Genomic DNA, 14,876 nt, shown 5'->3' with positions numbered 1-14,876 from the left:
TTGCCCGCTGTCTAGATTTCTACATAAAACAATGATATCAATTTTTAAAAAAACTAGAATTATCGCAAAATGAAACGGATTTACTTATTACATGTCGAAAATAGCATAAAAAAATCGAATAGCAAACGTATTTGCGCATTCGATTTCACTCATTATCCATATTTTGGTCTAACCTATAAACAAACGAAAAAACTTCTGCAACAGCCTGATAGAGGTCTTCTGGAATAGTTTCATTTATCTCTAATTTACCGAGAAGTTCTACTAGTGATGGGTCTTCTTGAATGGGGATATTAGATGACTTTGCTGTTTCAATTATATTCTCAGCAACGACACCTTTCCCCTTTGCAATCACTTTAGGTGAATTCTCGGTTTTCTCTTTATACGTTAAAGCGACAGCTTGTATTCGTTGTTCGTTGTTATGTTTCATATTTTAAAATCCACTCCAGTATAGGAATTTCGATTCATCTTAACTTCAGGATGTTTTACAGGTAAATGGGGGTTTAATTTTATATTTCGTTCATCCTTAGGTTTAATAACCTTTAAGTGTGACAATATATATCCAAGTTTTTCAAGATTCTCCTTTAATAGTGGCTCCATTAATTTCGTTAAAACATCTAATTGTTCTGTTTCATTATAGATTTCGATACTCATAACACGTTGTTGAACCTTCATGTCTACAACTGTTTGCTTCAAATGCTCTAAGTTTAGGTAGAAGAGTACACGACAAAATTCTGAGTCGATTTTTCCATTTTTTCGCTTTCTTCCACTCCATTGCATATGTAAATCTGTTGAATGACGACCCAAAGTCAATGGGATTTGCATATAACTATGCTGGATTGGTCCATTTTGTTCTAATGAAATTAATTGCTGACCTGTTAACCGTTGCAGTAATTGTTCTGCTCGCTCTTGTATCGGTTGAGGTAAATTTTCTTGATTCATTCTCAATAGTAGTGCCTTCATATTTTGAAGTTGCTCTTGTGTTACTACACTTTCATGAGTTTGTCTAAACAATACGTTTTCATGATTTAATCCTAACAAAGAAAAGATTTGTCGAAGTGACTTCACTGTTTCTCTAACATTATCAAAGGAAAGATCAGTTACTATTTCTTTTTGTAAAGAAAACAACACATCTACTTCTTCCACACTTAACATAAGAGCTGACAATAGTGGTGGTTGCTTCTCTGTATGTAAACCCTTCATTATCGTTCCAACTAATAGCTCAATAGCTCGCTTTTGTGAGTTTGCTGTTACATCTGTTTCAATAGCATGAAGGACATTTTGGATAAGTACTTTTTCATTTTTGTAAGCATTTACGTTATACTGCCCTAGTGACTCCTTAAGCTCTGAAGGTTGTTGCAATACTTGTGACAAATGTTGCTGAACGAGTCTCATTGCTTCGTTAGTAGACATCGAAAGAGGCGTAATACCACTTCTTTGCAGCAAATTATATGCACCCTGTTGTTGTGAACTTTCTTTAAGAGATGAAAATAATATTCGAATTAAAGCTAATGCTCGTTCCTCTTTAGAAGGTTTTGTCTGTATCTGCAATAACAATTCTGCTTCACTAGCTGTCAATGGCTTATTTGAGAACGAGTTAACAATACGGTTAACACTACTTTGAAGCTCTTTATTATTAGCGAAAATTCGATTCATGAAAAGCTCTATTGTCTGATATTTCAACTGCTTATCAGCTAATTTTTCTACATGTTTAAGCAATTCAGGTAGTGTATCTCGTAATAAAAGGGGATCAGATTTTAAATTAGTTAAGAGCTGTCGTAAAACTTGGGTAAGTTCCGCCTGCACTTTCTCGTTACTCTTCTCACCAAAAACACCGAGTTTTCTGAATATTGATTGAATAAGTCGTTGCTCATCATTGGTTCCATTTACCCATTTTTCTAGTAACTGATAAGTGCCTTCTAACTTGGAAAAATTAGTAGACTCTTTTCCTATCAGCTGTGTTAATAATAACTGTAAACCTCGAGTTGTTGATGTTTGATTGTTCATTTGGTTAAGCTGTTGCAATAACTCCTTTAGTTCGGTTGAAATGGGTTGATCGCTATAATAGGCTGTTAAACTTTGAAATATAGTTTTTGTAAAGGGTAGATTCCTTTCAAGCATCGTCTGAATTGATCGGAGTGCTTTATCCACATCATTAGTACTTTTTAACCATTCACTAGCAAGTTTAAGATTTTCTTTCGTAAATGGTAATCCTTCATTGGTAAGGTGCTGAATAAGTAATTGATTTTCTTTTGTAAGAGCTATCCCAAATTGCTTTAAAAGGGTTTGATTTGCTTGTCCTTGCTTAATCGTATTATCATTCTGAGAAATTGACTTATCAATTACTTTTAATTCAAGTAATTGATCATTCTGTTGCACTTGAAACCAATACCTCTTATCTGTTTGCAATGCTGTTTCGAGCTGTGCATATATTTTATTCTTTCCAATTTGCACAAGCGCAACATGTTTTGGAAAAAAACGTTCCACTTTCCCTTGAACAATTTGGCCAGCCTTAAATGTACGTATGTCTCGTTGTATTGGTTGCTTGCTCTTTATTAGAGACTGTAAATTGTTAATGTTCATTGTCTTTTCCCCTTTTACATAGGCTCTCTTACATATCAATTAACTCTTGAACACTTACATCAAATTACTTAGTCAAGTTTAATCATTTTTGAGGAGGGGACTTAACACATCCCCTTAAAAGTCCGAGCATTATCACCCAGAATATTCCACATTCAGTATTAGTCAATTTTATTACGACCGTTCCTTTATGTCATTCGACAAATTTCTGCACAGGTGAAAATGTTCTTCTGTGTTCATTTATAACACCGATTTTTTCGATCGCTTCTAAATGTTGTTTCGTTCCGTAACCCATATGGTTTTCAAATCCATACTCTGGATATTTAACTCCTAGCTCTTTCATATATCGATCCCTTGTTACTTTTGCTACAATTGAAGCAGCAGCAATTGATACACTATTTGCATCCCCTTTTATAATTGAACGTTGTGGGATTGGCAAGGCGATTTCCATTGCATCTACGAGTAAATAATCAGGTTTAACATCTAACGTTTCTACCGCTTGCTTCATTGCATGCTTAGCCGCTTGATAAATGTTAATCTCGTCAATTTTTGAAGCATCTACCATCTGTACACTAACCGAAATAGCTGATTTCATAATCTCTTCATATAACGTCTCTCTCTTCGCTTCACTGAGGGTCTTTGAATCATTTAACCCCGCTATATAAGCGTCCTCTGATAATATGACTGCAGCAGCCGTTACTGGCCCTGCAAGCGGCCCACGGCCCACCTCATCAATCCCTGCTATCCATTTATAATTTAATGACCGGCACTGATTCTCATACATTGACATGCTTTCATATTGTTGTTTCAAGAGGTGTTCTTCTTCCTCTAAACGTTCTTTCTTATTAAGTAAACGTTGTACACCTTTTCGTTCATCTTTGTATAACTTTTGTATTTCTAAACTAGAAAGTTCGTTTGAAAACAATTTCTCTTCAATTTCTTTAATCGTTAGTTTTTGCATTCCACATTCATTCCTTCTGTATCATCTATATCGACAAAAAACATGAAAAATAAAGGCACGCGAACAATTCGCATGCCTTTATTTTTCGTTTGGTCGTTCAAAACTTAAATGTCCAAGCTTATTTGAACGGACATCACGTAATATAATTTCAGCTGTTTTGTCATAATCAACGAGCCCACCACTCATCAAACAGCCTCTCTTCGTTCCGATATCATCAAAAAGTTTCACAATATCTTCTGGAATTTCATCTAACTTATAACGCTCAATTAATTTATCAGGATAATAATTAGCCAAATATCGAAGTGTGAATACAGAGATATCTTGAAAATCGAGTAACTCATCTTTAATTGCCCCTGTAACTGCAAGCTTGTAGCCGACTAGTTCATCCTCAAACTTTGGCCATAGAATTCCTGGTGTATCTAAAAGCTCTAACTGTTTCCCAACCTTAATCCACTGCTGTGCCTTCGTTACACCAGGTTTATCACCGGTTTTTGCGATATTCTTACTAGCAAGGCGATTAATTAATGTTGATTTTCCTACATTAGGAATCCCTAATATCAAGGCTCTTACTGCTCGAGGTTTTATAATACCTTTTGCTCTTAATTTCTCATGTTTTTCTTTCATGAGCTCTTGGCATGCTTGAATAATTTCTTGCTTCCCTTTGTCTTTTAATGCGTTAACAGGAAGCGCTTGAATACCTTGCTCTGCATAATATTTAATCCATTGTGATGTAACTTTATCATCAGCCATATCAGATTTATTTAATAATAGTAACCTAGGTTTATTATTAACCATCTCATCAACCATCGGGTTCCTTGAAGATTGAGGAATTCTTGCATCTGTTAATTCGATAACAACATCGATTAGTTTTAATTTCTCTTGAACTTGGCGACGGGCCTTTGCCATATGTCCTGGAAACCATTGAATAGTCATTTTCTATCACCTGCTTATTTCCACTGATAGCAAACAGTAATCATCTAGTGTTCTAAATATTCGCATTGCTACCTATTATTAGTGCATGTATACGACGTCTTTTAATGGCCAATATACGAGCTGTGCCTCTCCAATGATTCGTTCCATTGGAATTGTTCCGATCATTCGGCTATCTTTACTAAATCGCCTGTTATCTCCTAACACAAACAATTCACCTTCAGGAACGACATCAAAACCAGTTAACTCTTCTAGTGTGAAATCATACGTTAAATTGCCTTCGACGTCTTTCTTTAGTTCATCTAAATATGGTTCATTCATCTGCTCTCCATTAATGTATAATACATCATCTTTATAGGCAACATGATCACCTGGGAGACCAATAACTCGTTTAATATAATCTTTATCCTCTGTTGCTTCAAATACGACAACGTCAAACCTCTGTGGCTTACCAATTGAATAGTTAAACTTATTCACGATCATTCGATTTTGGTCATGAAGTGTTGGCATCATTGATAACCCATCTACAACGATTGGTGCAAAGAAAAAATAACGAATAATTGCTGCTAAAGCTACAGCAATCAATAATGCTTTAACCCATTCCCACGTTTCACTCTTCCCTTTGGCCATGATGAATCCTCCACCATCTAAAAGTTATTTTTCATTATAACATGTACTGATGATTTATGTTAATGTTTACCATTTCTTCTGATAACACCTTTTTCACCAATGTATAGAAAAACAATATCTTCTATTAGGTATTCGTTACTGTCATTAATTATTATTGCGAAAAAGGAGCTTGTAATGAACTACAAGCTCCTTTTTGTTTACTTTATCGAATTTCTTTAATACGAGCCGCTTTACCACGTAGGTTACGTAGGTAATAAAGTTTCGCACGACGAACTTTACCGCGACGGATAACTTCTAGTTTCGCAATCTTTGGCGTATGTACAGGGAATGTACGTTCAACACCAACACCATAAGAAACTTTACGTACAGTAAATGTTTCGCTGATACCGCCACCACGACGTTTGATTACTACACCTTCGTATACCTGAATACGCTCACGGCTTCCCTCAACGATGTTCACGTGTACGCGAACTGTGTCTCCCGGACGGAACGCAGGTAAATCAGATTTCAATTGCTCTTGTGTAATTTCTTCAATTAGCTTTTGCATCATTTTCACTCCTTCCAACCAATGCTCATGTCAATGCCTTTTGTATCATTGCAGCGGAACATCGTTTTCAAAGCTTAAGTGCGTTTCACTTAAGCACAAAAAATATCATAGCACAATTACAATATCCTTGCAAGAGAATTTATTATTCTTTTTCCAATTGTTCTAAATAATCTTTGTCCTTATCTGACAGAGGATACTCATCAAATAAATCAGGCCTACGATGATATGTACGCTTTAGTGACTGTTGCCGTCTCCATTCATCTATCTTTGCATGATTACCCGACAATAGAACTTCTGGAACAGTCATACCTCTAAAATTCGCAGGTCTAGTATATTGAGGATGTTCAAGCAAACCTGAACTATAAGAGTCATCTTGGTGTGATACTTCGTTACCTAATACTTGAGGAAGCAACCTGACAACACTATCGATCACAACCATAGATGCCAGCTCACCACCAGTTAACACATAATCACCTATTGATACCTCATCAGTAACAAGGTGCTCACGAATTCTCTCATCGTACCCTTCATAATGGCCACAAACGAAGATGAGGTGTTCTTCTTTTGCAAATTGCTCTGCCTTACTCTGTGTATAACGTTCTCCTTGAGGGCACATTAATACAACTCGTGGTTTAGTTTCCCCTTCATTTGTTAATTTTTCAATTGCATCAAATAAAGGTTGAGGGGTTAACACCATACCCGCTCCCCCTCCGTAAGGATAATCGTCTACTTTGCGATGTTTGTGTGTAGAGTATTCTCTGAAATCATGCACATCATATGTGACTGCACCTTTATCCTGAGCTTTTTGTAAAATAGATTCACCAAACACTCCAGAAAACATGTTAGGAAATAGGGTAAGTACATCAATCTTCATCCTACTCTAGTCCCTCCATTAAATGTATTGTAATAATATTATCATGAATGTTAACATCCTTAATTACGTCCTCGATATAAGGCAATAGAAGGTCCTTTTTACCTTTCCTTTTCACAACCCACACATCATTTGCACCTGGTGAAAGAATTTCTTTAATAACACCTAATTTTTCACCATCTTCAGTGATGACTTCACAGTTTATTATGTCGTGATAATAAAATTCATCTTCTTCAAGTTCAACGCGTTCATTTTTAGAAACTTTCAGTATCCCATTTTTAAATGGCTCAACATCGTTTAAATTCGGATAGCCATCAAACTTTAATAGATCAAATGATTTATGTTGACGATGGGAAGTAATTGTTAAGGGCAACATATCACTTTGGTTAGGATGCTCTAAATACAGTACATTACCTGGTACATATCGCTCATCCGCAAAATCGGTTGACGAAATAACACGTACTTCTCCACGAACACCGTGCGTATTGACAATCTTACCTACCTTTAACCATTCGCTCATTCGTTTACACCTCCTGTACAACGTATCTCTTGAACGATCCCATCTTTGATAACGATGGTTTCGTTATGCATTAATTCATCCCAGTTGTCACCTTCATTCACTTCAACAATTGAATCAACATCTTTAACTTGTATCTCGCTTCCAATTTCAAGCTTGTTTAATTGCTCACGTTTAAAGATGATATTATTAATCGAAGCTTTCCTCTCCTTTAATTCTTCGGAGATTTTTTCAACAACTGTATTTTTTTGATTTTTGTATTTTCTTGCTAGCTTTTTTTCCTCAAAAAGAAGCTGTTCACACGCTCTTTCATGAATAGCAGATTGAGTTTGATACTTACGAAGTAGTTCAGATTTCATGTTTTCAGTTAACACATAGTTGACAGAAACAGATTTAATAATTTTCATCTCACACCTCGTTACTCGCTAGCTTGCGAAAGAACATAGTATTTTATTAATGAAAAGCAAAGAGTAAACAATACATACCATTGAAAAAGTCGAGCACTTTTCGTATTCACAATGCCTCGTAATAGTTTGGCAAAATCATATGTAACCTAAAAATAATCATTAGATACTTTTAATCACTATATTTACTTGCCTTTAAATGTGAAAAAAGGGAGAGGTTTCCCCTCACCCTTTTCCCTTAATAACCATTATAAGCAAACGTTCTTATTAAAGAATGCATTGCTTAACGGTCAACGATTTCAAGATATACACGCTTTTGTTCAGCTGATGCTGCTGCGTAAACGACAGTTCGAATCGCTTTTGCAACTCGTCCTTGTTTACCAATAACCTTCCCCATGTCATCTTTATGAACAGAGAGATTATAAGTAATTTCTTTACTTCTAATCTCTTCGTTCACTTGAACCTCATCAGGAAAATCAACGAGTGATTGAACGATTGTTTTAATCAGTTCTTCCATCACTATCACACAACATTACTTACTTAATTTAGCGTTGTGGAACTTCTCCATGATGCCTTCTTCTGATAATAGGTTACGAACCGTATCAGAAGGTTTTGCACCATTTTGAAGCCATTTAAGTGCTGCTTCTTCATCAATTTTTACTTCTGCTGGTTTTGCAACTGGATTATAAGTTCCAATTTCCTCGATGAAACGTCCATCACGTGGTGAACGAGAATCTGCTACTACTAAACGATAGAATGGGGATTTTTTAGCACCCATGCGTTTTAAACGAATTTTTACTGCCATTATTAAAGCACCTCCGAGTAATTTTCACACAAGTCTAGATATTATCAGATACCTAGAGTGTTTGTAAAGTAAAATTATTTAACACCTTTAAAAAAAGTGATATTTGCAAGCTTTCTCCGCTTTTCTTTACATAAACGGGAATTTTAAGCCGCCTTTTTTCTTTTTGCCTTTTTGCATGTTCGTCATCTGTTTCATCATTTTTTTCATATCTTCAAACTGTTTTAACAGACGATTAACTTCTTGTACAGATGTACCAGAACCTTTTGCAATACGTTTTCTACGACTAGAATTGATGACTTCAGGGTGTTGTTTCTCTTCCTTTGTCATCGACTGAATAATAGCTTCGACATGACCGAGCTGCTTCTCATCAATTTGAGCATTTTGCAACCCTTTCATTTTGCTAGCACCTGGGATCATATTGATCAATTCGTCTAAAGGTCCCATATTCCGAACTTGTCCAAGCTGTTCAAGAAAATCATCAAAAGTAAAGCTCATTGAACGCATTTTTTGTTCAAGTTCCTTAGCCTTATCCTCATCAACAGTTGCTTGTGCTTTCTCAATTAACGTCATCACATCGCCCATACCGAGGATACGAGACGCCATTCGCTCAGGATGGAAATCCTCAAGCTGATCAAGCTTTTCACCCATACCAGCAAACTTAATCGGTGTACCTGTTACAGACTTAACGGACAGTGCCGCACCACCACGAGTATCACCATCAAGCTTTGTTAACACAACTCCCGTTAGATCAAGTTGTTCATTAAAGCTCTCAGCTACATTGACAGCATCTTGACCTGTCATCGCATCGACAACGAGAAAAATTTCATCTGGTGACGTCACTTCTTTTACTTCTTGAAGTTCATTCATCAGCTTCTCATCGACATGTAAGCGACCAGCAGTATCAATGATAACGTAGTCATGGTGATCTTCTTTTGCCTTTGCAACTGCTTGTTTGGCAATTTCAACAGGACTGACTTGATCACCTAATGAGAACACTGGCATGCTCAATTGCTTACCTAGTGTTTCAAGCTGCTTAATTGCTGCAGGACGATAGATATCCGCTGCAACTAACAGTGGTTTACGATTGTGTTTTTTCCGAAGCAAATTTGCAAGTTTTCCAGTCGTAGTCGTCTTACCAGCACCTTGCAAACCAACCATCATAATTACTGTCGGTGGACGGTTGCTAACAGCAATCTTACTTTGTTCGCCGCCCATTAATGCAGTAAGCTCTTCATGAACGACTTTAATAACTTGCTGTCCTGGGGTCAAGCTTTCCATAACTTCTTGACCGACAGCCCGCTCTTTGACACGTTTAATAAAGTCTTTTACCACTTTAAAGTTAACATCCGCTTCTAGAAGTGCAAGACGCACTTCTCGCATCATTAACTTTACATCTTCCTCTGTGACTTTTCCTTTACCACGTATCTTCTGTATCGTATTTTGCAGTCGGTCGGCTAAACCTTCAAATGCCATTTATGCCGCCTCCTAATCTAAATTCTCAAGTGCTTCGATTTCCTGTAAGAGTGCTTCCATAGAAAAAGGCTCTTCTTTCACCAAAACTTTTAGATTGGCAATAATCGTTTGACGCTCTTGGAATCTTTTGAATAAAAGCAATTTCTCTTCGTATTGCTCAAGCATTGCTTCCGTCCGCTTTATATTATCATAAACAGCTTGACGACTCACTTCAAACTCTTCAGCGATCTCACCTAGGGAATAGTCATCTAAATAATACAACGACATATAATTGCGTTGTTTTTCAGTTAACAGCGACTGATAAAAATCAAACAAAAAGTTCACTCTCGTCGTCTTTTCAATCACTGCTTTCCCCTCCTTGTTAAGTGAAATGCCTTTACACTCAATCATCATACAATTTTCACTTAGTAATGTCAAGATATTTTCTTAACAGCTTTTAAAAACAGTTTTAATCACAAATACTATATTTCTTCATACATAGCTAAACTGTTCATGTTATGCAAGAAAGCTGGAGTTTATCTCCAGCCTTTCGCTTTATTCTTCCTCTTCTTCCATTATACCTGCGAACAGTCCGTATACAAATTGTTCAGGATCAAATTGCTGTAAATCCTCAACTCCTTCACCGAGACCAACATACTTAATAGGAGTTTGTAGTTCATGTCGAATGGCAAGTACGATACCACCTTTAGCAGTGCCATCAAGCTTTGTTAGTACAATTCCTGATACGTCCGTAACTTCTTTAAATTGCTTCGCTTGACTCATTGCATTTTGACCTGTTGTTGCATCTAATACGAGCAATACTTCGTGAGGGGCATCAGGGATCTCACGAGTAATAACTCGTTTAATTTTCCCAAGCTCATTCATAAGATTCACTTTATTTTGCAAACGACCAGCTGTATCGCATAAGAGAACATCTACATTACGTGATTTTGCTGCTTGTACTGCATCAAAAACAACAGCTGCTGGATCAGAACCTTCACTATGTTTAATAACATCGACACCCGCACGCTCTCCCCAAACTTCTAGTTGGTCAATTGCACCCGCACGGAACGTATCTCCTGCAGCTAATAAGACTGATTTACCTTCATCCTTCAGTTTTCGAGCCATTTTGCCGATCGTTGTCGTTTTACCGACACCATTTACACCAACAAATAAAATGACTGTTAATGCTTCTTGCTGCATGTTTAATGTACGAGCATCCTCTTCATCAACTTCAAACATTTCAACTAGTTTTTCTGAAATAACAGATTGAACCTCTTTTGTATCTTGGATATTCCGTCGTTTTACTTCGTCCTTTAAAACGTCGATGAGCTCCATTACAGTGTTCACACCAACGTCTGCACCTATCAAAATTTCTTCAAGTTCTTCAAAAAATTCTTCATCTACCTTACGATAACGAGCAACAAGATCGTTCACCTTGCCAGCAAACGAATCTCGTGTTTTTGTAAGACCGTCTTTAAACTTTTCGGTTACATCATCAGTTTTTTTTGTTAGCTTATCTTTTAAATTTTTAAAAAAGCTCATCTTCTACTCATCCCTTTCATTATTGCTCTACAAGTCGTTTAGAGTCTTCTAACTTAACAGACACCATCTTTGATACACCTGAGTCTTGCATCGTTACTCCATATAGTACATCTGCTCTTTCCATCGTTCCTTTACGATGTGTTATAACTATAAATTGAGTCTCTATGCTGAATTCCTTCAAATATTGGGCGAAACGCATAACATTCGCTTCATCTAATGCCGCCTCAACTTCATCAAGAACACAAAATGGAACAGGACGAACTTTCAATATTGCAAATAACAATGCAATTGCCGTTAATGCTCGTTCTCCCCCTGATAAAAGACTTAGGTTCTGCAACTTCTTCCCAGGTGGTTGGGCAACAATTTCTATACCTGTATTTAATAAATCATGTGGATCATTCATTTGCAAATCTGCTTTTCCACCACCGAATAATTCTCTAAAAACAACTTGAAATTCGCTTCGTATCGCTTCAAATGACTTTGAAAAACGCTTTTTAACTTCAGTATCCATTTCATCAATTACTTGATGTAATGTTGATTTCGCTTCCATTAAGTCATCTTTTTGCTCATGAAGAAAACGATGGCGTTCAAAAATGCGATCATATTCGTCAATTGCCCCAAGATTCACTGTTCCAAGCTCATCAATTGACATACGAATAAGCTTCACTTGTTTACGCGCCTCTTCTTCTGAGACAGTGAGTGAATATTTTTCTTTAGCTGCTTCAAAGGTTAGAGAGTACTCTTCACTCAAATGGTTCAGACGATTCTCTAATTCAACATCAAGACGATTAATTTGAACTTCATCATCTTTTAACTGTTCAATATAACCTTTGTGCTGACGTTTTACTTCTTTTAATTCGCGTTCAAGCAATTCTAGCTTATCATGATAGTCGATACGTTCCTGCCGTCTGTTTTGGATAAGCTTTAATGTCTTCTCTTTTTGTTGATCTGTTTGACGAATATCTGTCTCTAATTTATTTTCTCCAGAATGACGTTCATTCATTTCATCATGCAACAGTTCTAGGTCTTCTTTCGCTTCCTCTAATATGTTACGTGTAGTTTCTTCGTCTTCACATAGACGTTCAAACGTTTGCTTATCGCTACTTAACGCTTCTTTCTTAGTTGCAGTCGTTACCTTTAGTTCTGTGACACGTTCTTGTAACGTTTCCTTAGATTGTTGTTGCACCTTTTTCTTATCCGTTAATTCGTTAATGCTAACTTCTAGCTCAGACAAACTTTCACGTACAATACCTAACTGTTTTTCAATATTAATTAGCCGTGAATTAAGTGTTTGTTCATCATCTTTATAAGTGGCCATTTCACGATCATATAACGACAAATGTTCATTTATATTTTTTTGTTCGAGCTCCATTTCACGGATTTCAGCCATAAGAGATTGTTCATCAAAGCGAAGTTGCTCCACTTTTTCACGGGTGACCTCAAGTTGCTCTTCAGTCTTTTTAATTTCTACTTTTCGCAATTGCATATCTGCTTCTAATTTTGTTGTTTTTTCTTCCATTTGCAACAATTGAGCTGATACTACTTCAAGTTCACGTTGGCGACTCAATAATGAAGGAGCCTTCTGTCTTGAAGCCCCTCCAGTCATTGAACCTCCAGGATTAACAACATCTCCATCAAGTGTAACGATTCGAAAACGGTGATTTAACAATCTTGCTAATTCATTCGCACCTTTCAAATCTTTGGCAACGACTGTTGTACCTAATAAATTGTAAACAACTTCTTCATAACGCCCATCAAATGAAATAAGATCCGCAGCAATACCGACAAATGCGTCAGAGCGTTGTAAAGTATTAAGTTGTGCTTCATACATACGTTTACCTTTAATAACTGATAAAGGTAAAAATGTTGCCCGCCCACTCCGGTTTTTCTTTAAATAATTAATCGCATTTCGAGCATCTTTTTCGGTTTCAACTACGATATTTTGCATGCCTCCACCAAGAGCAATTTCAACTGCTGTTTCATACTGCTTATCGACAGAAATCAGCTCCGCAATTGCTCCACAAACACCCGTTAAATCTGCTTTTAATACATCTTTTACCCCTTGGAAGAAACCTGCATAATCTTCTTGCATTTCCTCCAGCATCTGTTTCCTAGAACGGGTTTGCTGGACATACTGATAACCTTTATAAAGTTGTGATTGCATCTTCTCATATTCATCTTTCATTTTGGAAAGCACTGCTTGTAGTGATTGATATTGCTTACGTTCAAACTCAATTGCAACTTGTTGTTTAGCAAGCTTATCATCTTGCTCGAGACGTCTTTTTCGAATAGCTTCTCGTTGATTAATATACTGTTCATTACCTTCACTTAATCTCGTTTGCTTCAACCCTTGCTGTGTTAATTGAGTTTCAATATTATGACGTTCATTATTCAATGAAGCCTGCTCATTTAAACGTTCAATGTACTCACTCTTCAACTCTTCAATCTGCTCTTCAATATTTTCTGATGCTTGTGCCAATTGCTCCTGTAACTCTTTTAATAGTTCCTCATCTTGTGATACTTCCTGTTCTTTCTGTGAAAGTGTTTCTTTCTTTTCACGAAGTTCTTTAATGAGTTGTTCTAGCTTCGCTTCACTATCTTTCATTACTTTTTCAAGTTGAGATCTGTTCACTTCAGCATTCTTTTTTCGTTCATGTAAAACTTGTTTCTTTCCTTCAAGTTTTTCTAGATCAGAGCTTGCCTTTAATAACACATCTTGTAGTTCATTAATCGAATCATCAAGTGCCTGCATTTCATTGCGTAACATGACGATTTCTGCTTCATCATTCTGGACTTTGGTTGCTATCTGAAGTTCACGATCTTTGTTAACTTCGAATTGCTTGATTTTTGACTGCCATTTTTCATGTAGTGTTTCAATCTCATGTACAATTAGAGCAGACTCAACCTGTTCAAGTTCTTCCTTTTTTTGTATGTAATCACGTGCGATAGAAGCTTGAATTTTAAGAGGTTCCAATTGTCCATCAATTTCATGTAAAATATCTTCAACACGGTGTAAATTTTCTTGAGTCTCGGCAAGTTTCATTTCTGCTTTGCGCTTACGAACTTTGTATTTCAGTACACCAGCTGCCTCTTCAAAAATACTACGTCTATCCTCTGCCTTACTGCTTAATATTTCTTCCACTCGACCTTGACCTATAATAGAAAAGGACTCTTTTCCAAGGCCTGAATCCATAAATAAATCTATAATATCTTTTAAGCGACATGCTTGTTTGTTCATGAAGAACTCACTTTCGCCAGAGCGATAAACACGTCTAGTTATACTCACTTCTTGATAATCAATTGGAAGAAACTGGTCTTCATTTTCTAACGTTATCGTTACATCAGCTACATTTACAGCTCTACGACTCTCGCTACCAGAAAAGATGATATCTTCCATCTTACTACCGCGAATTGAACGAGCTGATTGTTCACCTAATACCCAACGGATAGCATCCGTTATATTACTTTTCCCGCTGCCATTTGGTCCAACAACAGCTGTTACGCCTGGAACAAATTCTACAGACGTCTTTTCTGCAAAAGATTTAAATCCAGAAACATCTAATCTTTTGAGGAACATCGTCGCACCTCCTGCTCATTTGAAGCAGTTCTAGTCTATCTTGTTGTAACAAATCCCCCT

Annotated in this window: 15 protein-coding genes; all 15 read right to left on the bottom strand. The window is 36.7% G+C overall.

Annotation, left to right across the window (positions count from 1 at the left end; translation table 11 throughout):
• Window positions 1–145: 145 nt before the first annotated feature.
• Window positions 146–427, bottom strand: coding sequence for an EscU/YscU/HrcU family type III secretion system export apparatus switch protein (locus tag BFG57_RS17340; protein WP_069718762.1), 282 nt, complete (start codon window positions 425–427; stop codon window positions 146–148).
• Complete coding sequence (locus tag BFG57_RS17335; RefSeq protein ID WP_069718761.1) at window positions 424–2,580, bottom strand: hypothetical protein; 2,157 nt, start codon at window positions 2,578–2,580, stop codon at window positions 424–426. The genes BFG57_RS17340 and BFG57_RS17335 overlap by 4 nt, the downstream gene beginning before the upstream one ends.
• Window positions 2,581–2,770: 190 nt before the next feature.
• The gene (locus BFG57_RS17330) at window positions 2,771–3,538 is read right to left on the bottom strand and encodes a ribonuclease HII (protein WP_069718760.1); all 768 of its coding nucleotides are present in this window, start codon (window positions 3,536–3,538) and stop codon (window positions 2,771–2,773) included.
• A 78-nt stretch (window positions 3,539–3,616) separates the two neighbouring features.
• Window positions 3,617–4,471, bottom strand: coding sequence for a ribosome biogenesis GTPase YlqF (gene ylqF, locus BFG57_RS17325; protein ID WP_069718759.1), 855 nt, complete (start codon window positions 4,469–4,471; stop codon window positions 3,617–3,619).
• Between the two features lie 78 nt (window positions 4,472–4,549).
• The gene (lepB, locus tag BFG57_RS17320) at window positions 4,550–5,098 is read right to left on the bottom strand and encodes a signal peptidase I (RefSeq protein ID WP_069718758.1); all 549 of its coding nucleotides are present in this window, start codon (window positions 5,096–5,098) and stop codon (window positions 4,550–4,552) included.
• Between the two features lie 202 nt (window positions 5,099–5,300).
• A complete protein-coding gene (gene rplS / locus BFG57_RS17315) occupies window positions 5,301–5,645 on the bottom strand; it encodes a 50S ribosomal protein L19 (protein ID WP_069718757.1) in 345 nt (114 codons plus the stop codon).
• 142 nt (window positions 5,646–5,787) lie between these two features.
• Window positions 5,788–6,519: a tRNA (guanosine(37)-N1)-methyltransferase TrmD gene (gene trmD / locus BFG57_RS17310; protein ID WP_069718756.1), complete on the bottom strand. Its 732-nt coding sequence runs from the start codon at window positions 6,517–6,519 to the stop codon at window positions 5,788–5,790.
• 1 nt (window position 6,520) lies between these two features.
• A complete protein-coding gene (gene rimM, locus BFG57_RS17305; protein ID WP_069718755.1) occupies window positions 6,521–7,036 on the bottom strand; it encodes a ribosome maturation factor RimM in 516 nt (171 codons plus the stop codon).
• Window positions 7,033–7,440: a YlqD family protein gene (locus tag BFG57_RS17300; RefSeq protein WP_069718754.1), complete on the bottom strand. Its 408-nt coding sequence runs from the start codon at window positions 7,438–7,440 to the stop codon at window positions 7,033–7,035. Before BFG57_RS17300 ends, rimM begins: the two co-directional genes overlap by 4 nt.
• A gap of 280 nt (window positions 7,441–7,720) precedes the next feature.
• Window positions 7,721–7,954, bottom strand: coding sequence for a KH domain-containing protein (locus BFG57_RS17295; RefSeq protein ID WP_069718753.1), 234 nt, complete (start codon window positions 7,952–7,954; stop codon window positions 7,721–7,723).
• Between the two features lie 15 nt (window positions 7,955–7,969).
• Window positions 7,970–8,242, bottom strand: coding sequence for a 30S ribosomal protein S16 (rpsP, locus tag BFG57_RS17290; protein ID WP_069718752.1), 273 nt, complete (start codon window positions 8,240–8,242; stop codon window positions 7,970–7,972).
• Between the two features lie 126 nt (window positions 8,243–8,368).
• Window positions 8,369–9,715 (bottom strand): signal recognition particle protein, encoded by a 1,347-nt coding sequence (ffh, locus tag BFG57_RS17285; RefSeq protein ID WP_069718751.1) that lies wholly within the window; start codon window positions 9,713–9,715, stop codon window positions 8,369–8,371.
• A 12-nt stretch (window positions 9,716–9,727) separates the two neighbouring features.
• A complete protein-coding gene (locus tag BFG57_RS17280) occupies window positions 9,728–10,105 on the bottom strand; it encodes a putative DNA-binding protein (RefSeq protein WP_425388529.1) in 378 nt (125 codons plus the stop codon).
• Window positions 10,106–10,249: 144 nt separating this feature from the next.
• On the bottom strand, window positions 10,250–11,239 hold the full coding sequence (gene ftsY / locus BFG57_RS17275) for a signal recognition particle-docking protein FtsY (protein WP_069718749.1): 990 nt from the start codon (window positions 11,237–11,239) through the stop codon (window positions 10,250–10,252).
• 19 nt (window positions 11,240–11,258) lie between these two features.
• Window positions 11,259–14,816: a chromosome segregation protein SMC gene (smc, locus tag BFG57_RS17270; RefSeq protein WP_069718748.1), complete on the bottom strand. Its 3,558-nt coding sequence runs from the start codon at window positions 14,814–14,816 to the stop codon at window positions 11,259–11,261.
• Window positions 14,817–14,876: the final 60 nt, after the last annotated feature.

This window comes from Bacillus solimangrovi (genome assembly GCF_001742425.1).
Taxonomy (GTDB): domain Bacteria; phylum Bacillota; class Bacilli; order Bacillales; family Bacillaceae_N; genus Bacillus_AV; species Bacillus_AV solimangrovi.
The sequence above is the reverse complement of the archived record's forward strand: the minus strand, read 5'-3'. Positions and strand labels throughout refer to the sequence as shown.

Coding starts and splice junctions, on each gene's coding strand:
- BFG57_RS17340 (WP_069718762.1), bottom strand. CDS start 427: ATGAAACATAACAACGAACAACGAATACAAGCTGTCGCTTTAACGTAT.
- BFG57_RS17335 (WP_069718761.1), bottom strand. CDS start 2,580: ATGAACATTAACAATTTACAGTCTCTAATAAAGAGCAAGCAACCAATA.
- BFG57_RS17330 (WP_069718760.1), bottom strand. CDS start 3,538: ATGCAAAAACTAACGATTAAAGAAATTGAAGAGAAATTGTTTTCAAAC.
- ylqF (WP_069718759.1), bottom strand. CDS start 4,471: ATGACTATTCAATGGTTTCCAGGACATATGGCAAAGGCCCGTCGCCAA.
- lepB (WP_069718758.1), bottom strand. CDS start 5,098: ATGGCCAAAGGGAAGAGTGAAACGTGGGAATGGGTTAAAGCATTATTG.
- rplS (WP_069718757.1), bottom strand. CDS start 5,645: ATGCAAAAGCTAATTGAAGAAATTACACAAGAGCAATTGAAATCTGAT.
- trmD (WP_069718756.1), bottom strand. CDS start 6,519: ATGAAGATTGATGTACTTACCCTATTTCCTAACATGTTTTCTGGAGTG.
- rimM (WP_069718755.1), bottom strand. CDS start 7,036: ATGAGCGAATGGTTAAAGGTAGGTAAGATTGTCAATACGCACGGTGTT.
- BFG57_RS17300 (WP_069718754.1), bottom strand. CDS start 7,440: ATGAAAATTATTAAATCTGTTTCTGTCAACTATGTGTTAACTGAAAAC.
- BFG57_RS17295 (WP_069718753.1), bottom strand. CDS start 7,954: ATGGAAGAACTGATTAAAACAATCGTTCAATCACTCGTTGATTTTCCT.
- rpsP (WP_069718752.1), bottom strand. CDS start 8,242: ATGGCAGTAAAAATTCGTTTAAAACGCATGGGTGCTAAAAAATCCCCA.
- ffh (WP_069718751.1), bottom strand. CDS start 9,715: ATGGCATTTGAAGGTTTAGCCGACCGACTGCAAAATACGATACAGAAG.
- BFG57_RS17280 (WP_425388529.1), bottom strand. CDS start 10,105: ATGATTGAGTGTAAAGGCATTTCACTTAACAAGGAGGGGAAAGCAGTG.
- ftsY (WP_069718749.1), bottom strand. CDS start 11,239: ATGAGCTTTTTTAAAAATTTAAAAGATAAGCTAACAAAAAAAACTGAT.
- smc (WP_069718748.1), bottom strand. CDS start 14,816: ATGTTCCTCAAAAGATTAGATGTTTCTGGATTTAAATCTTTTGCAGAA.